Below are 21,941 nucleotides of genomic sequence, written 5' to 3'. Positions count from 1 at the left end.
GCATGGAAGCGACCGACACGACCTCGACTGCGACCCTCGAGGTCCCTGAAGTCGGCAACCTCGTCAACGTGCGCGGCGCTCGCTGGTCGGTGACGGATGTCTCGGCGCAGTCGCTCCCGCGGAGCAGCGCCGATGACGGCTTCGCCGAGCTCCAGCACGCGATCACCCTGCAGTCGGTCGAGGAGGAGCACTACGGCCGCGAGCTCACGGTCGTGTGGGAGCTCGAGCCCGGTCGCAGCGTGGTGCGCGAGCAGGGCCTGCCGGAGACGATCCGCGCCGACCAGTTCGACGACCCGAAGACCTTCGCCGCCTACGTCGACGCGCTCCGTTGGGGGGCGCTCACGAGCGCCGACCCGAAGACGCTGCAGGCGCCGTTCCGAAGCAGCGCGTCCGTCGAGGCCTACCAGCTCGAGCCGCTGCGTCGGGCGATCGACGCCCCGCGCGCGAACATGCTGCTCGCCGACGATGTCGGCCTGGGCAAGACGATCGAGGCGGGCCTCGTCATCCAGGAGCTCCTGCTCCGCCACCGCGCCCGATCGGTCATCGTCGTGTGCCCCGCGGGCCTCGTCATCAAGTGGCAGGAGGAGCTGCGCGACAAGTTCGGCCTGCACTTCGAGATCGTCAACTCCGAGACGATGAAGACGTTCCGCCGCACGTTCGGCGTGCACGCGAACCCGTTCAAGGTCTACCCGCGGGTGATCGTGTCGATGTCGTGGCTGCCGTCGCCGCGGGCCGAGCGCATGCTCGAAGAGGTCTACGCGAGCGTGAAAGACCAGAAGACCGCCGACCGGCGCGCGTTCGACATCCTCGTGGTCGACGAGGCGCACCACGTCGCACCGGCGACCCCGAGCCGAGGCAGCGGCGGCAACGACACGCCCCGCTACGCGATCGACAGCCAGCGCACCATCGCAGTTCGCCGGCTCGCCGAGCTCTGCGAGCACCGCCTGTTCCTCAGCGCGACCCCGCACAACGGCTACTCCGAGTCGTTCACCGCCCTGCTCGAGATGATCGACCCGCAGCGGTTCGCGCGCGGCGCCGACCTCGACGAGGAGGCGCTGAAGCAGGTCGCCGTGCGCCGCCTCAAGCGCGACCTGCCGCGCGGCGAGGGCGGGCAGGACTTCATGCTCCGCGAGGTGAAGTCGCTCGTGTTCGAGCCGACCGACGACGAAGCCGACGCCTACGACCGCCTGATCGCGTTCACCCGCCGCCGCAATCAGGCGGTGAAGCAGGAGCGCGGCAAGCGCGCCTCCGACCTCGCGACGCTGATCCTCAAGAAGCGGTTCTTCTCCTCGCCGGTCGCGTTCGCGAGCACGGCCGAGGCCTACCTCGCGGCCCGCGGCGACGACGACCTCCAGCTCCCCGACTACGACGACGTGCTCGGCGATGAAGCGGCCGACGAGGAGGAGGGTCGCCTCGAGCAGCCCGAGCTCGAGGCGCTGCGCACCGCGAAGCGAGCACAGGTTGCCCTCACCGACGACGACAAGCACGACCTCGACCGCCTCATCGCGTGGGGCAACCGCTACGAGGGCCGCCCGGATTCGAAACTCGACGCACTGCTCCGCCTCATCGACGGCGAGCTCATGATTCCCGGTCTCGGCTGGGGCGACGAGCGCATCGTCATCTTCACCGAGTACGTGTCGACGCTCGAGTGGCTGCGCGACGTGATCGAGTCTCGCGGATGGGGCGGCGAGCGCCTCGCGATCATCGACGGCTCCACCGACGCCGAGACCCGCGAGGAGATCCGCGCGCGCTTCACCGCGCCGCCGAAGGACGAGCCGGTGCGCATTCTGCTGGCGACGGATGCCGCGGGCGAGGGCATCGACCTGCAGAACTACTGTCATCGCCTCGTGAGCTTCGACATCCCGTTCAACCCGAACCGGCTCGAGCAGCGCATCGGCCGCATCGACCGCTTCGGCCAGAAGCACACCCCGCTCGTCTGGCATCCGCGCGCCGACAAGTCGCGCGACCGCGCCTACGCGAAGGACACTGATCTGCTCGCCCGCCTGGCGAGCAAGATCGCGAACTCCGAGCACGACGGCGTCTCGGCCAACGAGATCATCGCTCCCGATCTCCAGCGCGAGCTCGGCTTCGGCGGTGGCCCGGTTCGCAAGGTGCAGTCGGATGCCGGTGAGCAGGTCATCAACCGCGTGCTGAACGCCGAACAGAAGCAGCGGGCCGACCTCACGCGTCTGGCCGAGCGCCTCGGGGGTTCGCGCGACCGCATGCACCTTCATGAGGGCAACTTGCTTCGCGTGTTCGAGGAGGGTCTCCGCGTCTCCGGGCAGCCGCAACTCATCGAGGTGGATGACCCGCGCGACGAATCCCGCGTCTTCGAGGTGCCACGCAATCTCTCGCGCAGCTGGCAGCACGTACTGCAGAAGTCCGGGCTCGAGACCCGACTGCGCCGGGATGTACGCCGCCCGATCACCTTCGACGAAGAGCGCGCTCGACAGCAGTCCGACGTCGTTTACGCCCACCTCGGTCACCCGCTGATCCAACGCGCTGCTCGCGAGCTGCGCGGCCAAGTTTGGACGCGGACCGACCAGATTCGCGGCGTCAGCGCGGTCGTCGTAGACGACCTCGATCAGTCGTTCGCTGCCGGCGTCGCGCGACTCGTGCTCGTCGGCGAAGGTGGCGTTCGCCTTCACGAGGAGATCTTCCTCGCCGGTACGCGGTTCAACCAGCGCCGGGAGCTCGGCATCGAGAAGGCCGAAGACCTGCTCGTGACCGCTCTCGACGGGTCTCGCATCTCGCTTCCCGGCCCGGGAGCGCTCGGGCGGATCGTCTCTCACTGGAACTCGGATGCGACGCACCCCGAGGGCATGCGCGCCCGCGTCGCAGCCGCGATCGATCGTCGCGCCGAACGCCGCCGGCTCGAGGTCGAGGAGAGCCTTCAGACGCGGCGCCAAGCCGACCTCGCTGCCGTCGACCAGATCTTCGACCGCTTCCGCGGCACGCTACAGAGCACCCTCGACAGCGCTGCCAAGGCACAGCGAGAAGGCGAAGGCATGCTCTTCCAACTCGCCGAGGAGAAGCAACAGCGCGAGAAGGACCTCCAGCGCGTGCGCACCCGACTCGCGGTGCTCGACGACGAGCAGCGCGCCGAGCGCGAGTCGATCGAGCGCCGCTACCGCGATGTGCAGGCCCACACGTTCGTGGCCGCGCTCGTGTTCGCCCTGACCCCCGAAGACGTCGAGAAGCTGGAGGCCGCCGGTGGCCGCTAGGACCCGCAAGCCCACGACTCCCGAGTGGGAGTGGCTGTCGCTGATCGACGCCGATGGCCCGTTCCTGTCGAAAGCGGCATTGAAGTCGTTCTATCCCAACGGGCTGGAGCTGGTCTTCGACGACGAGAAGCGGGACGCGTTCCGCGACGAATACGCCCGGTGGACGAGTGCATGGTCGACCGAGGCCGATGTGTTCGACACGGCGCGCGACCGGTGGGTCGAGTTCGTCTTGCGGTCGCTTCTCGATTGGTCCGACGATGTGCGACTCCAGTCCGCCGGTCTCCAGGCGAGCTCGCCGAATGGCACGGTTGCGGTCGAACCGTTCGCCGTCCTCGACGGCGACGGCGCCGCGCCAGCGGCGATCGTCACCGTCGTCGATCGTGCCCAAAACCTGCGTGCGGTCGGCACCGACGGCTGGTCCGCGAACGCGATCGACCGTATGGCAGTCCTACTCCGTGAGACCGGCGTATCGATCGGCCTGGTGACCGACGGCCAATGGTGGGCGCTCGTGTCGGCTGAGAAGGACGTCACGACAGCGAGTGGCGTATGGGACGCCGAACTCTGGACTGTCGAGCGGTCCTACCGGGACGCCTTCATCTCGCTTGCGAGCTTCAGTTCGATCGCCGGCGGTCAGCCCGAGAAGCGCCTGCCCCTGCTCTTCACCGAAAGCGTCGCAAGCGCCGAGCAGATCACCGAGGCGCTCGGCGACCAGGTGCGCCGCGCGGTCGAGCTCGTGCTGCAGTCGATGTCCGACACGCACCTGCGCTCACTCACCCAGGGCGACGCCTCGCCGCTGCCGGATGACCCGAAGCTCGTCTACGAGGGCGCGGTCACGATGCTCATGCGCATCGTCTTCCTGCTTTTCGCCGAGGAGCGCGGACTCCTCCCCGAGCACGACCTCTACCGCTCGTCGTACGCGATCGCCGACCTGCGCACGCGCCTGCAAGACGAAGCGACCGAGGCTGGCTCCCCCGAGGTGCTCGACCACTCGTGGGAGGCCTGGCACCGCCTGCTCGCCGCGAGCAACGCGGTGTTCAACGGCGTCTCGTACCCCGACGCGCGCATGCCCGCCTACGGCGGCTCGCTCTTCGACCCCGACCGCTTCCCGTGGCTGCAGGCGACGGATGCGCAGGGCCGACTGCAAGTGCGGCTCACCGACCGGGCGATGCTCGCGGTGCTCCGCGCCGTGCAGACCATCGAAGACGGCGCGATGCAGCTCTCGTTCCGCGATCTCGACGTCGAGCAGATCGGCTACGTCTACGAGGGTCTGCTCGGCTACTCGGCCGCGTACGTCACCGAGGTGACGGTCGGCCTGCACGGCAAGGCCGGCTTCGAGCCCGAGATCGCGCTGGACCAGCTTGAACAGCTCGCAGCGAATGCCTCGAGCCCGAAGCTCTTCGGCGACAAGCTGGTCGCCCACCTGAAGAAGACGCAGGAGCACGCGAAGGCCCGCACCGCAGGCCAGATCGCGAAGGCATACGGCACGATCGATGCGGATGCCTCGGCCGACGCCCGCACGCGTCTGCGGCACGCGCTGCTCGGCGACGACGAGCTCGCCGCGCGCCTCGAGCCGTTCCACGCGCTCATCCGCGACGACCTGCGCGGGTTCCCCTACGTCGTGCCCGCCGGGGGACTCGTCATGACCGAGTCGTCGCAGCGCGCGAACACCGGCACGCACTACACACCGCGCTCGCTCGCCGAGGAGGTCGTGCTGCACGCCCTCGAGCCGCTCGTCTACTCGCCCGGGCCGCTCGACACCGAGAACTCCGACGAGTGGGTGCTGAAGTCGTCGGCCGAGATCCTCGATCTCAAGGTCGCCGACATCGCCGCCGGATCCGGCGCCTTCCTCGTCGCCGCCGCCCGGTACCTCGCCGACCGGCTCCTCGAGGCACGCGCGAAGGAGGGCATGGACGTCAGCGCCGAGTCCGACCTGAAGCGCTGGGCCGTGCGCGAGATCGTCGCCCGCTGCCTCTACGGCGCCGACATCAACGGCATGGCGGTGGAGATGTGCAAGCTCTCGCTCTGGCTCATCTCGATGGACCCCGGCAAGCCGTTCTCGTTCGTCGACGACCGCGTCTTCCACGGGAACTCGCTGCTCGGCGTCACGACCGAGGCGCAACTGAAGGCCCAGCACATCTACCCCCAGGAGTCGATGAAGCGGCAGCTCGCCGCGTTCGACGTCGACAAAGACCTCGAGGATGCCGCGCGGCTCCGCCGCGAACTCGCCTCCGGACAGGTCGATGACGCCGACCGTATGCGCTCGACCCGCGCCAAGCGCGCCCTGCTCGCCCAGTCGCGGGAGGTCACGGCGAAACTCCGCGACGTCGCCGACGGCATCATCGCCGCAGGGCTGCTCGAAGGCGGCAAGCCCGGTCGCAAGCTCGAGGAGCGCTACGACGAGCTCGCGGAGGCGCTCCGCGACGCGTATCCGGAGGATGGATCCGCTGGCGACCTCCGACGGCTCGCGACGATCATCGCCGCGGGACTCCAGCCGAAGGTCGACACAGGCGAAGCGCGCTGGAAGCCGCTGCACTGGATCCTCGAAGCGCCCGACGTCATCCACGACCACGGTGGCTTCGATGCGATCATCGGGAATCCACCGTTCCTCGGCGGAAAGAAGATTAGCTCTGCGACTGGGGAGGCTATGCGTTCCTGGCTCGTGAGCGCGCTTGCCGATGGGCAGGTGGGGCACGCAGATCTCGTGGCGTATTTCGTCCTTCGAGCCGCCGCGCTGTCCCGGGCGTCTGGATCGTTCGGGCTGATAGCAACCAACACAATCGCTCAGGGTGACACGCGTGAAGTCGCTCTGCAACGCCTGCTGCAACGCGGGTGGCATGCTTATCGCGCAGTTCAAAGCAGACCGTGGCCATCAGCAAGCGCGAATCTTGAGTACGCCGCCGTGTGGGCGACTTGCAGAGCGGTGCCGGCGACGATCCGCCCGGTCGCCGACGACGAGCGTGTCCCAAAGATCTCGTCGCTCCTGGAGGCAGAGGGCCGGACCGAAGGCATCCCTGCACGCCTCAATGACAATCGGGATATCGCGTATATCGGGAGCTTCCCAATGGGTACCGGGTTCGCAATGTCAGATGACATGCGAGCGCAAGTCCTCCGTGCTGATCCAACGAGCGCCGAGGTCATTGAGCCGTTTCTCAACGGCGATGACCTCAATGCGACACCTGATACGTCCGCAACACGGTGGATCGTCAACTTCGGCGAGCGAACCGAATCCGAAGCTCGGCGGTTTCCAGGTGCATGGCGCCATGTTGAGCATCATGTGCACCCAGAGCGAATGCAAAAGGATCGAACCAAGTACCCGCAAATGGTCGACCTGTGGTGGCAGTACTGGCGACCTCGTGCCCGGCTCTACGCATCCATCCGGAGTCTTCAGTTCGTTACGGTGATCGTCCTCCACAGCAAGCACGTCATGGCGGTGCGAGTTCGAGCCGATCAGGTCTTCAGCCATGCCCTTGGTGTGTTCTCAACGGACTCGGCGAGCGAGTTCGCGTTCCTGTCATCGTCAATCCACCAGCTGTGGGCGATCATGTATGGATCGACGCTCGGGCACAACACTGTCCGCTACACACCGTCCGATGTGTACGAGACGCTGCCACGGCCCAATGGCACCGAGCGCATGCGCGAGCTCGGCGAGCAGCTCGACGGCGACCGCCGCGGGATCATGCTGCGCCGCCAGCTTGGCCTTACCGCGCTGTACAACCTCGTGAACTCGCCCGACGTGGAGAGCGATGCCGACGTCGATCTCATCCGGTCGATCCACGTGCAGATCGACGTGGCGGTGATGGAGGCGTACGGGTGGACCGACATTCCGCTCGATCATGGCTTCCACACCTACCGGCAGATGGAGCGGTGGACGGTGAGCCCGGCAGCCCGCGTCGAGATCCTCGACCGGTTGCTGGAGGAGAACCACCGGCGGGCGGCGATCGAGGCGCACCTGAACCCGAAGAAGGCGAAGCCCGGCAAGAGCCTCGAGGAATCCGAGAAGCCCGAAGGAGCGATGTTCTGATGGCCGACGCAGAAGCGCCCACCGTCACTTCCAAGCGGGTGCGCGACGAGCTGCTCGACCTGCTCGGACGCGACCTCGTCGGCCCGTGGGACGGCCCGACCGAGGAGATCGTCGGCACCCCGCGTGCCCGCTACCTCTCGGGAGCGCTCGCCCCGATCTCGCTGCTCGAAGGCGCCGAGTCAGGCACCACCAGCGCGACGCCGAAGCCGACCACGCTCGAAGACGTCCGCAACGACGAGACGCTCGCCGTCGTCGACCTCACCGACGCCCACGAGGTGCAGGGCGTGCCGGTCGGCGAAGACGAGTCCGCCGGCGAGGCCTCCCCCACCGAACCCGACGAGGATCGCGGACCGGAGTCCAAGATCATCGCGCCGTCGTCGATGGGGCTGCGGTTCCAGGTCGCGGCCGACACGACTGGGCTCCGCTTCACAGCCCGCTGGGGTCGGTACGCCGCCCGTCGCGAGACGGATCCCGACACCAATAAGATCCAGACCTACTACGACCGCACGCCGTTCGAGGTGCCGGTCGAGCTCGACCTCGCCGCCATTCCGAACGGCGGATCGCACCGCGCCGACCTCGGCGACGACGTCGCGATCTCGGTCGAGGTCTTCGACCACGAGGGTCGTCGCGTCGTCGAGGCCGCACTGATGAACGAGGTCGTCACCGGTCGCGAGCTGCCGCCGAAACTCTGGCTGTTCCAGGCCGAACTCGAGGTCACTGCCCCCGACGAAACATCCGCGGTATTTCTGCCGACGCGCGACGCGATCGAGCACGACCGCAAGTCCCGCGACCCCGAGGTGCGTCGACTCGACCTGCTCTACCGCGACCGCCTCGAATTCGCAGTCGGCCGCACGGCCTCCGCGACCTGGGACGTCTCCGCCGTCGACCCGCGCCGCGCCACCGCGGTGCGCACCACCTGGCTGCCGACCGCCGAGGTGCCGCAGACCCGCGCGCCGGAAGTGCCCGGCGCGGTGCTGAGCATGCGCGCGCTCATGGAGGCGTCCGCCGACGAACTTGTCGCCGGCTTACAGCCGATCGTCAACGCGTACTCCACCTGGCTCGACGATCAGGAGACCGCGAACGCGACGCTGCCCGAGCACCTGCGCGTCGAGGGCGAGATCGGCATCGCCGACGGTCGCGCCGCGCTGAAGCGGCTCGGCGAGGGTCTCGAACTGCTGACCGAGAGCGAGCAGGCGTGCAAGGCCTTCTGGTTCATGAACCGCACCATGCGCGACCAGCGTCTGCGCTCGCAGGTCGCCGCGCTGCGCATCGAGCAGCCGTCCCTCAAGATCGCCGAGGCGGTCGACGTGGTCGATGCCCGGGGAGACAAGGCCGCGTCGTGGCGTGCGTTCCAGCTCGCGTTCATCCTCATGCAGCTGCCGTCGGTCGTCGACCCGACGCACAAGCGGCGCTCGTCCGACTTCCCGCGGGCAGAACTCCTGTTCTTCCCGACCGGTGGTGGCAAGACCGAGGCGTACCTCGGGCTCGCGGCGTTCACGTTCGGCATCCGTCGCCTGCAGGGCAAGGTGCAAACGCCCGAGGGCCTGCTCGACGGCGGCGACGGCGTCGCGGTGCTCATGCGCTACACGCTGCGGCTACTCACGTCGCAGCAGTTCATCCGTGCGACGACGCTGCTCTGCGCGGCCGAGCTCGTGCGCCGCGAAGACCCCGCGACGTGGGGGTCGGTACCGTTCCGCATCGGTCTCTGGGTGGGTTCGAGTGTCAGCCCGAAGCGGTTCGCCGAGGCCGCCGAGCAGGTGAAGGACGTTCGCGAGAGCGAGGGCACCGCGGCCTACGGGCTGTCGGTGCTGCAGTTCGACCACTGCCCGTGGTGCGGCACCGCGATCAACGGCAAGAGCAACGTCGAGGCCGACGACGTCGAGAAGCGCGTCCGCGTGTACTGCGGCGACCGGCGCGCCGGCTGTCCGTTCGCCGCCGGCGGCTCGGCGGTCGAGGGCCTGCCGGTGCTCACGGTCGACGACGAGATCTACCGGCATCCGCCGACCTTCCTGCTCGCTACTGTCGACAAGTTCGCCCGTCTCGCGCGCGAGGGCGAAGCCGCGAGCCTGTTCGGCTACGTCTCGAAGTACTGCCCGCGGCACGGCTACAAGCACGCCGACACCGACGCGAGCGTGTGCGGCGCCGAGCACCACAACGCGTCGAAGAAGAACGGGCGCGCCTACCCGCCGACGCAGGTGACGGCCGTCGGCCGGCTCCGCCCGCCCGACCTCGTCATCCAGGACGAGCTGCATCTCATCACCGGTGCGCTCGGCACCGCGGTCGGGCTCTTCGAGGGCGCGATCGACGTGCTCTCGAGCTGGGAGCTCGGCGACGAGGCATCCGCTCTGCCGGTGAAGCCGCTCGTGATCGCGTCCACCGCGACCGTGCGCCGCGCCGGCGACCAGGTACAGAAGCTCTACGCGCGCGACGTCGAGGTGTTCCCGCCGCAGGTGCTCACCGTGAGCGACACGTTCTTCTCGAAAGAGGTACCGCTCGCCGACGAACCCGGGCGTCTCTACCTCGGCGTGTGCCTGCACGGCGCGCGGCTCACGCTCGCCGAGATCCGGCTCAGCGAGATCCTGCTGCTCGCCGGGCAGAAGCTGCTCGACACGCACGGCGCCGCGGCCGAACCGTACCTCACGCTCGTCGACTACTTCTCGGCCACCCGCGAGCTCGCGGGCATGCGGCGGTACCTCGAAGACGACGTCACGACCCGCGTGAGCAATCCAGACAAGTCGACCGGGTACCCGCGTCGGCGCACGCCGCTGCGGCTCGGCGAGCTCACCTCGCGCATCTCGTCGTCGGAGATCGGCCGCACGCTCACGCACCTCGCGTCACCGTTCGATCCGGCGCTCGACTCGAAACTTGGTCGCGCCGAGATCGCAGCGAAGTACCGGGCCGGCGAGAAGCTGCCCGACCGCGAACTGCCGTTCGACGTCGTCCTCGCGACCTCCATGCTCCAGGTCGGCGTCGACGTGCCCCGCCTCGGACTCATGCTCATCGTCGGGCAACCGAAGAACACCGCGGAGTACATCCAGGCGTCGTCGCGCGTCGGCCGCGAGGCATCCAAACCGGGTCTCGTCGTCACACTCGCGAACCGATCGCGCCCGCGCGACATGGCGCACTACGAGCAGTTCGAGCACTACCACGACACGTTCTACGCGAACGTCGAGGCGCTGTCGGTGACGCCGTTCTCCGAGGCATCCATGGAGCGCGGCCTGACCGGACTCATCGTGTCGGCGGCGCGCGTGATCGACGCGGCGACGACGGATGCCTCGCTCTCGCCGGATACGACCACCGGGGCGGGGCGAGTGGTGCAGCGTCGGCCGGCGCTCGATGCACTCGTCTCCAAGCTCGCGGCTCGTGTCGCGCAGGCGGGTGACGACCACACCGCTGCACTCGCGAAGAGCAAGCTCGTGTTCCGGCTCGACGAGTGGACCGAACGCAGCGACGCGCAGGGCGGTGCGCTCACCTACGCGCGCAAAACGCTGCCGAAGCAGTTCGTCACGCCGCTGCTCGTGAGCCCCGAGGACACGATCGGCGAGGAGGGCGACCGCATCTTCCAGGTCGCCAACTCGATGCGCGAGGTGCAGCCCGAGATCGACCTGCTCGTCTCGCCGTTCCCCGGCAAGCTCGCCGAGCCGGTCGGCACTGCGACGCCGAAGTGGACGTTCACCCCGAAGAAGGACGCGAAGTGACCGACGAGACGACGCCCGAGGCATCCGTGCTCCATGCTGCTGCCGGGGCTGCCGCTGACGCGGGCGTTGCCGCTGACGGCGCTGTCGAGGCATCCGTCGGGGTGGCCGGCGATGTCGCCGACCCGTTCCTCGAGACCGCGCAGAAGCCGAAGAACCGGGCGCGCGTCGGGTCGATCCGGCCGAGCGCGATGCTCTACACCTCGGGCATCGGCGCGACCGTCGACCTGCCGCACCTCGCAGTCATGCCGCAGGGCATCGATGCGTGGGACAAAGCGTACGCGCGCATGGGCGGCGAGCCGCCGCTCGTGCTCGTGCCGCGACTGCTCGAGGCGGTGCGTCGCCAGCTCGGGAGCCAGGTCGGCGAGCTGCGCCAGCCGCCGTGGCTGCCCGACGAGCTCGGCGGCGACACGACGCCCATCGGCATCCCGACGCGCGTCTTCCCGCAGTGGCTGCGCTGCACCGGGTGCGACCTGCTCGCGCCGGTCTCGGCGAACGTCTTCGACTTCGAGAACACGCGCAAGCACCGGCCTGACATGGCGCGGTTCGTGCACCGCAAGTGCAAGGGCCGTTTCAAGGGCGACGGGCGCGATCGGGTCGCCGTGCCCGCGCGCTACCTGATCGCGTGCACCAACGGTCACCTCGACGAGTTCCCGTACAACGACTGGGTGCACGGCGCCGACGGCAACCGCAAAGAGTGCGTCGCGAACCCGCAGTTGCGGATGCGCGAGTGGCGCTCGAACCTCGGACCGCAGGTGTCGATCGTGTGCGTGCAGTGCGAGTCGTCGCGCAACATCGCCGAGATCACGCGCGCCGGCGGCGAGGCATCCCTCCCGCTGTGCCGCGGCCGGCACCCGCACCTGCCGACGTTCGCGCCCGCCGACAAGCCGTGCCAGGGCGAGGTGCGGCTCATGCTGCTGGGAGCAGCGAACCAGTGGTTCCCGGCGACGATCAGCGTGCTCTTGCTGCCGTCGCGGAGGGAGCCGAAGCCGGCGGACGCTGTCGATGAGGTGCTGGGTCTGCCCCCGGGGCAGCTGGCGAAGCTGACCTCCCTCGCCGCTGTGATCGGGTGGCGGCAATTCGCACCCGAGCACATGGTGGCGAAGTTCGACGGCGTCACCGACGAACAACTCTGGGAGGCGATCCAGGTCGCGAAGGGGGACCTGCCGCCGCTGATCCCGACCGCGGCCGGACCGGTCGGCTACGACCCGAACCATCTGCTCGTGCCCGAGTGGGCGACGTTGACGCACCCCGACGAGTTCCTCGCCGAGGACCGACGCAACGGGTTCAAGGTGCACTCGGTGCCCGTGGCACCGTCGCTCGGCTCGGCCGTGCAGGAGGTCATCGCGGTCGACCGCATCCGGAAGGCGAACGCGTTCGTCGGCTTCACCCGGATCGACGCGCTCGACCGCGTCGGCGACGACGCGGCGCGCATCGCCCCGATCGCGATCTCGGGCAAGCCCAAGTGGGCGCCCGCGACCGAGGATCGCGGCGAGGGCGTGTTCATCCGGTTCTCCGAGTCGGACGTCGCCTCGTGGGAGGCATCGGTGCTCGAGTCCGACGTGTGGGCCGCGCACGTCGCCGCACACGAGCGCAACCTCGCTCGCCGTCAGAGTCGCACTGCCGCCGAACTCGTCGCCGAAGATCGGATGCCGCCGCCCCGGTACTGGGCGCTGCACACGCTGGCGCACCTGCTCATCCGCGAGATGGCGATGTCGAGCGGCTACGGCTCGGCGTCGCTCTCGGAGCGGATCTACGCGTGGCGCGAGGAAGACGGTCGGGCACCCGCCGCCGGCATCCTCATCACCACGACCTCGCCCGACAGCGAGGGCACGCTCGGCGGTCTCGTCGACCTAGCCCGCACCGAGCGGCTCGAAGAAGTGATGCACGAGGCGCTGCACCGCGCCGAACGGTGCTCGTCCGACCCGATCTGCGCCCACCGCGTGCCGAAGGACCAGGAGGACTTCCTGCACGGGGCGGCTTGCCACTTCTGCGGCTTCCTCTCGGAGACGTCGTGCGAGCGCGCGAACCGGTTCCTCGACCGACGGTTCGTGCTCGACCTGCACGAAGGATCGCATGGGCTCGCGCCGCTGCTTGCAGATGTGAAGATCGGCGCGGTGAGCTGACGTGGCGGGAGCGCTGGAGCAGTTGGCACGCGTCGTGTCGCCATCGCAGGCGCTCAAGCTGGCGTCGAGTCTGGAGATCGACGGAAACGTTCTGAAGGCATCGACGAAGCTGTCGGATGCTTCGGCGCAGGCGCTTCTCGCCGAGTGCTTCGCGTCGCTCGGCGCCTCCCTTCTGGCGGGTGTTCTGCGCGGCTTCGCCGCCGCGGCCGAAGCGAACGCGACCGACCTGCGGCCGGTATGGAGCGGCCCGACGTTCCCCGGTGATGGCGACCACACGACCGCCGCGCTCGCCCACCTGATCGACGAGGCGACCGAGGACGTCTTCGCCTCGACCTATTCAGCGAGCCCAACCTCGCTCTACCTGGCCGCTCTGTGGAAGGCCGTCGCGCGCGGGGTGAAGACGACGGTCCTCCTCGATCCGAAGCTGAACGGCGGCAAGACTGCGGCCTGGGTTCAGGAGAAGCTCACCGGTGCCCGCTTCCTCGGATTCCGGCCCGGCCCAGATGGGGGCGTCCAGCACGCGAAGGTCGTCATCGTCGACTCGCGCGTGGCGTTCATCACCAGCGCGAACCTCAGCGAGGCTGCACACGAGAAGAACCTCGAAACCGGGGTCGTCATCCGAGACCCTGAATTCGCGTCGACTCTCCGCCAGCGATTCGCCGCGCTGTACGCCGAGGGTCACCTGTACCCGCTCGACCCGCCGAAGGCACCGGATGCCTGATTCCTGGGCCACATCGGAAGGCACGCGGAAGTCGATGCTCGCCAACAAGCGGCGGGACACGACGACGGAGTTGGCGGTGCGGAAGCTGCTGCACGCTCGCGGCCTGCGGTATCGGGTCGACTTCCCACCGGTGCCGGGGCTCAGGCGGCGGGCGGACATCGTGTTCACGCGAGCGCGCATCGCGGTATTCATCGATGGGTGCTTCTGGCACGGATGCCCCGAGCACGCGACGCAGCCGAAGCGGAACTCGGACTACTGGGAGCCGAAGCTGGCGGCGAACGTCGCGCGGGACCGGGATACCGACGGGCGGCTCGATGAAGCGGGGTGGCGGGTGCTGCGGTTCTGGGAACACATCGCGCCGACCACCGTCGTCGACACGATTGCTGCAGAACTCGGGAAGGAGAATCGATGAGGATGCGGTCCGAGGTGGAGCAGCGTGCGATCCGGGAGGACGTGTTCCGCTGGCTCGACGAGAAGCTCGGCGCGGGTGCGTACGAGCTGAGCCGTGACGAGCTCGAGGGCTACACGTATCTGGGCGAACGGATTCCACTGCTCGACACAGCTCGTGGCATCAGAAATCCGCGCGACTTCGACGCGACCCTCACCGTGATGACGAGCTCGAAGTCGCACGGCTACGACGACGAGATCAGGCCGGATGGACTCGTACGCTACTCGTACCAATCGAAGGACGGCGGCGACAACGTCAAGCTCCGGCGCGCATACGAGGACAACGAGCCGCTCGCGTACTTCCACGGCGTGCGAAGCGGCTACTTCGTCGCCTACTACCCGGTGTACATCGTCCACGACGATCCGGAACTCCGGAGCGTGCACCTCGCGCTCGACGAAACATTCCGCCTCTTCGGCGACCTGCTCAACATGACGGGCGACGAGCGTCGGTACGCCGAGCGCGCCGTACGCGAACGGTTGCACCAGCCGATGTTCCGGGCCAGGGTCATGCGCGCCTATCAGGCGACCTGCGCAGTGTGCTCCCTGAAGCACGCGGAACTCCTCGACGCCGCACACATCATCGGCGATACCGAACTCGGTGGTCTCGCGCAGGTGACGAACGGGCTCGCCCTCTGCAAGATCCACCACGCCTCGTACGACCGCAACCTGCTCGGTATCACACCGGACTACGAGGTACGGATCGACCGCGACCTGCTCGACGAGATCGACGGGCCGATGCTGCGGCATGGGCTGCAGGACATGCACGGGCGGAAGCTCGTGGTGCCGAAGCGGCGTGTCGAGTGGCCTTCTCGCGACAGTCTCGCTGAAAGGTTCGCCGCGTTCGCGGCCTAGGGTTCTCGAATGGGGAGCGTGCTCGATGTGCTGACCGCGATCAGCGCGGTCGTCGTCATTCTCGGCGGAGGATTCGCCGCATTCCAGCTCTGGCTCATGACCCGCCAAGGTCATCGCGACTTCGAGAGCTTGTACGTCCAGCGGTACTGGACGCTCATGGACAGACTCGGGAGCAGAGAACCTTTCGGAAGCCACTCGACGACCTTCAGGAAGCGAGATCGGGCCACGCTGATCGCGTACGTTCAGCTCTGCGAGGATGAAGCCGACATGTACGAGGCCGGTCGAATCACTCGCGCAACCTGGAGCATCTGGAAGTCGGGCATCGACGCGATGCTCACGCTGCCCGCAATCGGGCAGATACTCGACGACTCGCCGCAAGGCGCTTTCGAAACGCTCAAGCGCTACGGACGAGATGGAGAACTCAAGGCGAAGTATTCTCCCCTCATCGCGACCATACGCGGGTTGTGACTCATCGAAATCAACGGGAGCTGAGATGCGACTCGAGGAAATCAGTGCGCCGGCTCGGCTGACCGGCATCGTCCCAGGGCGCCCGGTCACCATTCTCGCCGCGTGGATGCACGGCGCGAACGCGCTCGAGGTCACATACCGCGATGACTCGGGAGCGCTCGGACAGGTCGTGCTCTTCCGCGCGGATGAAGCACGAGTCGCTCGGCATCAGAGTACCGGTCGCCCATTCGATGCGGATCCCGATGACTTCCGCCTCGCGGCAGAGGCACAGCGCATCGTGCTGGCTCCGGTGCAGGACCCGATGCTCGCGATCGCCACCAGCGACGTGCGTCCGCTCCCGCATCAGATCCGCGCCGTGTACGGCGAAATGCTCCCCCGGACGCCCCTCCGATTCCTGCTCGCAGACGATCCCGGCGCCGGGAAGACCATCATGGCGGGGCTCTACATCAAAGAACTGATTCTGCGCGAAGACGTTCGAACGTGCCTCATCGTGGCACCAGGCGGCCTCGTCGAGCAGTGGCAGGACGAGCTCGGTTCGAAATTCGGCCTGGAGTTCGAGATCCTCGCAGGCGCAGAGGACCTCGTGCCCGCCCGGTCGGTGTTCGATCGCAAACCTCTGCTCATCGCACGCATGGATCAAGTCGCCCGCAATCCCGCACTCCTCGCCGAGGTGGAGCGTGCCGACCTGGATCTCGTCGTCGTCGACGAAGCCCACCGGATGAGCGCCAGCTGGTTCGGCGAAGAACTCACGGTATCGAAGCGATTCGCACTCGGGCAGTTGCTGAGCGAACATTCGCGGCATCTCCTCCTCATGACGGCGACGCCTCACAACGGCAAGGACGAGGACTTCCAGACGTTCCTCTCCTTGCTCGACGCAGATCGCTTCGCCGGGCTGGGCGACAAGCGCGCATTCGCTGGAGTCGCTGATGGTCTGATGCGCCGAATGGTCAAGGAGAAGCTGCTGACGCTCGAAGGCAGACCGCTCTTCCCCGAGCGAATCGCAGAGACCGTCTCGTACCGTCTTTCCGACGACGAGCAGCACCTCTACGACGAGGTGACCGAGTACGTTCGCAACGGCATGAATCTCGCCGACCGACTCGATGGCAAAAGAAGGTCCACTGTCGGCTTCGCACTGACCGTGCTGCAGCGCCGCCTCGCTTCCAGCCCCGAGGCGATCCACCGTTCGTTGCAGCGGCGAGCCGAACGACTCGATCGAGTTCGAAGGGACCTGCTGGCCGGGGTCGGGCCAGCGACTCCGAACCATTTCGACGCCCTTGTGAGCGATGAGTCGGCGGTCGCCGACGAGTTCGACGCCTCGCGAATCGAGTCCGAAGAAAGCGAGCTCGCCGATGCGGCGACGTCTGCGCAGACAGCGAGAGAGCTGGAGACGGAGATCGCAGACCTCCTCCGGCTGGAAGGTATCGCCCACGGGGTTCTGCAAACTCGAAAGGACGTGAAGTGGCGCGAGCTCCGAGCGGTGATCGAGCGCCAGATCCTCACTGCCGAGTCGGGGCCTCCTCGGAAGCTGATCGTGTTCTCCGAACATCGTGACACGTTGCACTACCTCGAGCGGCGTATCACCGAGCTCATCCAGCGCCCCGGCTGCGTCGCGACCATCCACGGCGGCCTGCCGCGTCCTGAGCGGAAACGCATCACTGAGACGTTCACCACCGACCCCGGTGTGCAGATCCTCGTCGCCACCGATGCAGCCGGCGAAGGGCTGAACCTGCAAGCCGCGCACTTGATGGTGAATTACGACCTTCCCTGGAATCCCAACCGGATCGAACAACGATTCGGCCGAATCCATCGGATCGGACAGACCGAGGTCTGCCGACTCTGGAACCTCGTCGCCGAAGGCACCCGCGAGGGAGACGTCTATCTCCTGCTCCTCAGGAAGATCGCCGAGCAGCGCGCAGCGTACGACGGTGAGATCTTCAACGTGCTCGGTACATCGCTGGGGAACCTCGAGCTGTCGCAACTCCTCCGCGAAGCCATCCAATACGGCGAGGAGCCGACGGTCCGCGCGCGAATGCAGCAAGTCATCGACGACGGCATCTCAGCGGGCCTCCGCGAGCTGTTGCATGAAGCGGCGCTCGCGAGCGAAGCGCTCGTTCCCGAAGACGTCGCCGAAATCCGTGACGGAGTCCAGCGGGCGAGCGAGCATCGGGTCAGCCCCGACGACCTTCGCGAGGCGTTCATCACCGGATTCCAGCGTGCCGGGGGCACCGTCGAGACCCGCGGAACCGAATCGCCCATCGCGCTCAACGTGCCTCCATCGATTCGTGCAGGAAACGCTGGAGCACCGATCGCCCGGCGCTACAGCCACGTCGCTTTCGATGTGGCGAGCGTCGGCGGTGGTGCCCTGCAATCGGATCTCGTCGCACCTGGGCATCCGCTCTTCGACGCGACGATGCGACTGACGCTCGAGCGTTACGGCCCTCTGCTCGATCGCGGAGCCACGTTCGCATCATCCGCATTGTCTGCTCCGGCGCTGCTCATGGGTGTGCTCGATGAAGTCCGAGACGCGACAGGTGCGACCGTAGCGAAGCAGTTCCGATACTGGTTCGTGGGCGAGTCTTACGTGAGAACTGCCGGGCCGTCGCCGTTCCGCGAGCTCGTGCCCGCGTCATCAGGTTCCGGAGCCCCGCCGAGCTGGGTGGCCCAGCGAGAACGCGAAGGACTGTCCTGGATCGTCGAGCACGAACTCCCTCGTGCCACGGCCCGAGTAGTCGACCAGCGGCGGCTCGAATACGAACGTATCCGCACACGCGTCGTGGATCGCCTGAGCCGCGAGATCGAGCGGCTGGCACGTGCTGCGACCGATGCCGATTCGAACGCGAGCATCGGACGACACGTCCGCGTCTCGGGCGAAACGCTGCGGCGACGTGCGGAGGAGCTCGCTCAACGACGCGTGCGCCGTCTCTCACTGCTCGATCTGCAGCTGACCATGTCGCCGATCGCGCCACGTCTCACGGCTGTGGCTCTGGTACTGCCCGGCTGAGGCACGGCATCTGCACGCGCGGCACGATCAAGCACCGGGTCCGAACTGGCCAGCGAACAGCCGCTGCCGCTCCGCTTCCAGAACCTCCTTGACGAGGTCCGCTTCCGAAACGTCGAACGCCTCCGGCGCGGCATCCGCCATTTCACTGACCTTGGCGAATTCCGCGAACAGTTCCTTCTTCTTCGCGAGAATCTGGGTCACGCGAGCATCGACGCCTTCCTCCGACAACAGCCGATGCACCTGAACGGAATCCAGCTGCCCCATTCGATGAGCGCGCGCGATCGCCTGCCACTCGATCGTGGGCTTGAGCTGCGGTTCGCAGATCACCACGACGGAGGCAGCCTGAATGTTGAGTCCGACGCCGCCGGCGATGATCTGCGCGACCAGAACTGCACCATGCTTCGCAGACGAGAAGTCGTCGACCAGGCGCTGACGCTGTTCTGCTGGGACGCTGCCGGTGAGCGGCCCGATGACGCGGCCGGGAAGAGCAGCGGCGACCGTCTGCAGGACGTTGAGGAAGTTGGAGAAGACGATCACCTTGCGGTTGTTGTCCTCGGCTTCCTGAACGATCTCGACCAATCTGCTCAGCTTCTCCGATTCGGAGCCGGTCGACATCGCGGCCTGGCGCATCGCCTGGAAATTGCCGACGAAAACGGCATCTCGATACGCCGCACCGTCGCTCCTCGACATCGGCAACCATTCGTCGACCTCGACGAGCTCCGGGAGCTCCGTCAGCACGTCCTCCTGGTTGCGCCGGAGGTATGCGGGAGCGACCTGCTGTCGGAACAACCGAGGGCGCAGATCCGTCGCGTCGACCAGGAGGTCCGGCCGAATGTAGCTCACCAGGTTACGGAACTCCTCGACCCGATTCTCCAGGGGGGTACCGGTAAGCAGAATCGCGCGCTCGGCTCGCGCGATGATCTCCTGGCTCCGTCGAGAACGGAGCGCACCCGGATTCTTGATGTAGTGCGCCTCGTCGAAGACGGCGCACCCCAGCTCCTGGACGGAACCGAGATGTGATTCCAACCAGGCCAGCGACTCGTACGTCGTCACGGCCACACCGCCGTGCGCGATCCACGCGCGCACCGCAGCATCACGCCCCGGGCCGTGAAGTCGATGGCCGCGCAGGGTCGATTTCGTCGCGATCTCACGCGTCCAGTTCGTGACGACCGCAGCGGGGCAGACGACGATGCCATGATGCGCGCCCTTCGCTCGGAGATGTGCGAACACGGCCAGGGCCTCGACCGTCTTTCCCAGGCCCATCTCGTCCCCGATGACCACTTTGCGCTGGACGAGTGCGAATCGAGCGCCGAAGTTCTGATATCCGCGCAGCGATGCCGTGAGGTGATCCGTTACCAGCTCGAATTCGCGGACGGCCACGACGATCTCGTCGGGAAGACCGCCCGCCACGGCATCTTCGTCCTCGACGACGAAGCCGAGTTCGTGCAGCATGGCGAAGTAGTCCGCCGGCCGGGACAGGAAGTCCTGCCAGGGGTCGGGCGGACTCCCCGGTGCTCCTGAACCTGAGATCGACCTCGCCCGTTGTCTTACCGCGTCGATGGCGCGCTCGAGTGCAATGCGGTCCGCGTTCTCCTCGATCAGCATGAGACTCACGAGGTTGTGCTGTTGGATTCGACCCACATGCGCGAGTGATTGCGCCCAAGCCAGATCATCGGTCGCTCGGATCGTCCGGCGAGTGGCATCCCATGCTGCGAGTCGCCCGACGAGTTCTCGGGTCCAGGCACTCGGGGAAATCACGTCGATGCGAACCGGCATCTCATCGAACGTCGCCTGCCAGATGGTGTTCGCCGCGCCCACGATTCGCTGCGCGGTCGTCGGGCCGATTCCAGGCAGGTTCGAGAGTTGAGCCGCGTGAGCGAGCACATCGCGCACCGTTCGAATGCCGGCGTCGGTCAGCGGGGTGAGCCGAATCCGCTCACGAGTCGCTTCCTTGATGCGATCCACCGACATTTCGGCGACCATGTGATTGGCCTCGTCCTGTCGAAGAGCCGTTCCTGCACGAAGCGCTTGGGTCCGGGCCTCCGACTCGGTGGCGACTGTACGGTCGATGAGCTGGATCGCCTCGCCGAGGCCATCCAGAACAGTCGGTGGCAGCATCTGCTTGTCGCCATGGATCCGAGCGGCGAGGCCAACGCTTTCGAGGAGAGCCGAAGATGGATCCACTGGATAAGGCTTCACCGCGCGGTCATCGAGCCGCTCGAGCAGGTGCGGAACGTCTGCTTGATGGGCCCACGCCCAAAACTCGGAAAGGTACTTCGCCGAGGCCTCTGCAGATGCTTTGGCCTGCTGCCCGGCGAACATCCTCCGAACGCCGAATAGTGCTTTCACTGTCGAGAGAGCCTCGAGTACGGGTGTCCTCAGCTGGTCGAGTGTCCGCATCTCATCCTGGCTCATGCCGGGAAGTGCCTGCGCCCGAGCAATATGACCGAGATACGTCGCGTCGCCCGCGCGGAGGGGGATGACCGTCCACTGTCGACGCCCATCGCGGTCGACCGGTACTGCCGCGGCCCGGATCGAATCCGTTGATTGTTCGGCAGAGTGAATGACAGAACGACGGTGATTCCACAAGTCCGCCGTGCGCGTCGTCCACGACGAGAGCTCGCCCATGACGGAACGCAATCTGGCGAGTTCTTCACGATCCATGGTGTTCGATTCCTCAGTGTTCGGAGCGTCATCGCGAACCGCCAGGCGCACACTGAACGGCACCATCGAACCTATACAGTTCGGCGCACGTCACATTCTCGAATGACTACCCCCGAACGGGGCACGAGACAATGTCACGACACAGTCCCCGCCGGCGGCCACACCCCGATGATCAATCCCATCACTACGAGCGTCACGAGCTCGTGCGCGATGTTCATGATCGTCAGCGACGACGGTCGTCCCTCGAAGGCGTCGTGGGTGATGAAACGGGCGGCGGTGAGTCCGGCCCAGAGGATGACAGCGGTGAACAGCGCCGAGCCGAGGTAGCTGCCGCCGTAGAAGTGCCAGGCGATGGTCGTGGCGCCGGCGAGCACCCAGGCGGTCACGAAGCTGACGAGCACGGTGACGATTATGGGGCCGACGGCGCTCGCGCCGGGGCGGTCCATGTCGACGTTGGCGAGCTTGGCCCAGCGGGCACCGAACACGCCGCGGGCGTACCAGATCGACCCGACGACCATGCTCGACAGGGTCGCCAGCAGCACCGCCCAGTAGTTGATCTCGGGGACCATCTCCGCCTCCTCGCCGCGGCCGGGCCGCGCTCGTCGATCCGACGCGCCATTGCATCGGATGTTGCGCGTGAGCGTACTCCCGCCGCGTCACCGCCGAACAGCAGCGCGCCGCGATCCGGCGCGGCCCGCGATCACGGCATGCAACCGTCGCCG

Annotated in this window: 11 protein-coding genes; 9 read left to right on the top strand and 2 right to left on the bottom strand. The window is 67.2% G+C overall.

Annotated features, from left to right (window positions below; genetic code table 11):
- Positions 1-2: 2 nt before the first annotated feature.
- From drmD to ACFVS8_RS13820, 9 genes are read left to right on the top strand one after another with little or no spacing between them, the layout of a single operon-like run.
- Entirely contained in the window at positions 3-3,224 is a 3,222-nt protein-coding gene (drmD, locus tag ACFVS8_RS13860) for a DISARM system SNF2-like helicase DrmD (RefSeq protein WP_387063208.1), read from the top strand.
- Positions 3,214-7,245, top strand: a complete 4,032-nt coding sequence (locus ACFVS8_RS13855; protein ID WP_387063205.1) for an Eco57I restriction-modification methylase domain-containing protein — start codon at positions 3,214-3,216, stop codon at positions 7,243-7,245. Before drmD ends, ACFVS8_RS13855 begins: the two co-directional genes overlap by 11 nt.
- Complete coding sequence (gene drmA, locus ACFVS8_RS13850) at positions 7,245-10,943, top strand: DISARM system helicase DrmA (protein WP_387063202.1); 3,699 nt, start codon at positions 7,245-7,247, stop codon at positions 10,941-10,943. Before ACFVS8_RS13855 ends, drmA begins: the two co-directional genes overlap by 1 nt.
- Positions 10,940-13,066 (top strand): DrmB family protein, encoded by a 2,127-nt coding sequence (drmB, locus tag ACFVS8_RS13845; protein WP_387063199.1) that lies wholly within the window; start codon positions 10,940-10,942, stop codon positions 13,064-13,066. Before drmA ends, drmB begins: the two co-directional genes overlap by 4 nt.
- Position 13,067: 1 nt before the next feature.
- Positions 13,068-13,787, top strand: a complete 720-nt coding sequence (gene drmC / locus ACFVS8_RS13840; protein ID WP_387063196.1) for a DISARM system phospholipase D-like protein DrmC — start codon at positions 13,068-13,070, stop codon at positions 13,785-13,787.
- The gene (locus ACFVS8_RS13835) at positions 13,780-14,199 is read left to right on the top strand and encodes a very short patch repair endonuclease (RefSeq protein WP_387063193.1); all 420 of its coding nucleotides are present in this window, start codon (positions 13,780-13,782) and stop codon (positions 14,197-14,199) included. Before drmC ends, ACFVS8_RS13835 begins: the two co-directional genes overlap by 8 nt.
- The gene (locus ACFVS8_RS13830; RefSeq protein WP_387063190.1) at positions 14,196-15,086 is read left to right on the top strand and encodes an HNH endonuclease; all 891 of its coding nucleotides are present in this window, start codon (positions 14,196-14,198) and stop codon (positions 15,084-15,086) included. The genes ACFVS8_RS13835 and ACFVS8_RS13830 overlap by 4 nt, the downstream gene beginning before the upstream one ends.
- Positions 15,087-15,104: 18 nt before the next feature.
- Positions 15,105-15,554, top strand: a complete 450-nt coding sequence (locus tag ACFVS8_RS13825) for a hypothetical protein (protein ID WP_387063187.1) — start codon at positions 15,105-15,107, stop codon at positions 15,552-15,554.
- Positions 15,555-15,579: 25 nt separating this feature from the next.
- Positions 15,580-18,555, top strand: a complete 2,976-nt coding sequence (locus tag ACFVS8_RS13820; RefSeq protein ID WP_387063185.1) for a DEAD/DEAH box helicase — start codon at positions 15,580-15,582, stop codon at positions 18,553-18,555.
- 27 nt (positions 18,556-18,582) lie between these two features.
- Here ACFVS8_RS13820 and ACFVS8_RS13815 read toward each other — a convergent pair whose 3' ends face one another.
- Both ACFVS8_RS13815 and ACFVS8_RS13810 read right to left on the bottom strand, forming a co-directional pair.
- Positions 18,583-21,219 (bottom strand): DEAD/DEAH box helicase, encoded by a 2,637-nt coding sequence (locus tag ACFVS8_RS13815; RefSeq protein WP_387063182.1) that lies wholly within the window; start codon positions 21,217-21,219, stop codon positions 18,583-18,585.
- Between the two features lie 134 nt (positions 21,220-21,353).
- Positions 21,354-21,788, bottom strand: coding sequence for a DUF1761 domain-containing protein (locus ACFVS8_RS13810; RefSeq protein ID WP_387063180.1), 435 nt, complete (start codon positions 21,786-21,788; stop codon positions 21,354-21,356).
- Positions 21,789-21,941: the final 153 nt, after the last annotated feature.

This window comes from Agromyces sp. NPDC058110 (genome assembly GCF_042884735.1).
GTDB lineage: Bacteria > Actinomycetota > Actinomycetes > Actinomycetales > Microbacteriaceae > Agromyces.
The sequence above is the reverse complement of the archived record's forward strand: the minus strand, read 5'-3'. Positions and strand labels throughout refer to the sequence as shown.

What these genes read in the sequence shown, in the direction of transcription:
- drmD (WP_387063208.1), top strand. Translation starts at nt 3, where the DNA reads ATGGAAGCGACCGACACGACCTCGACTGCGACCCTCGAGGTCCCTGAA.
- drmA (WP_387063202.1), top strand. Translation starts at nt 7,245, where the DNA reads ATGGCCGACGCAGAAGCGCCCACCGTCACTTCCAAGCGGGTGCGCGAC.
- ACFVS8_RS13835 (WP_387063193.1), top strand. Translation starts at nt 13,780, where the DNA reads ATGCCTGATTCCTGGGCCACATCGGAAGGCACGCGGAAGTCGATGCTC.
- ACFVS8_RS13830 (WP_387063190.1), top strand. Translation starts at nt 14,196, where the DNA reads ATGAGGATGCGGTCCGAGGTGGAGCAGCGTGCGATCCGGGAGGACGTG.
- ACFVS8_RS13820 (WP_387063185.1), top strand. Translation starts at nt 15,580, where the DNA reads ATGCGACTCGAGGAAATCAGTGCGCCGGCTCGGCTGACCGGCATCGTC.
- ACFVS8_RS13815 (WP_387063182.1), bottom strand. Translation starts at nt 21,219, where the DNA reads ATGGATCGTGAAGAACTCGCCAGATTGCGTTCCGTCATGGGCGAGCTC.
- ACFVS8_RS13810 (WP_387063180.1), bottom strand. Translation starts at nt 21,788, where the DNA reads ATGGTCCCCGAGATCAACTACTGGGCGGTGCTGCTGGCGACCCTGTCG.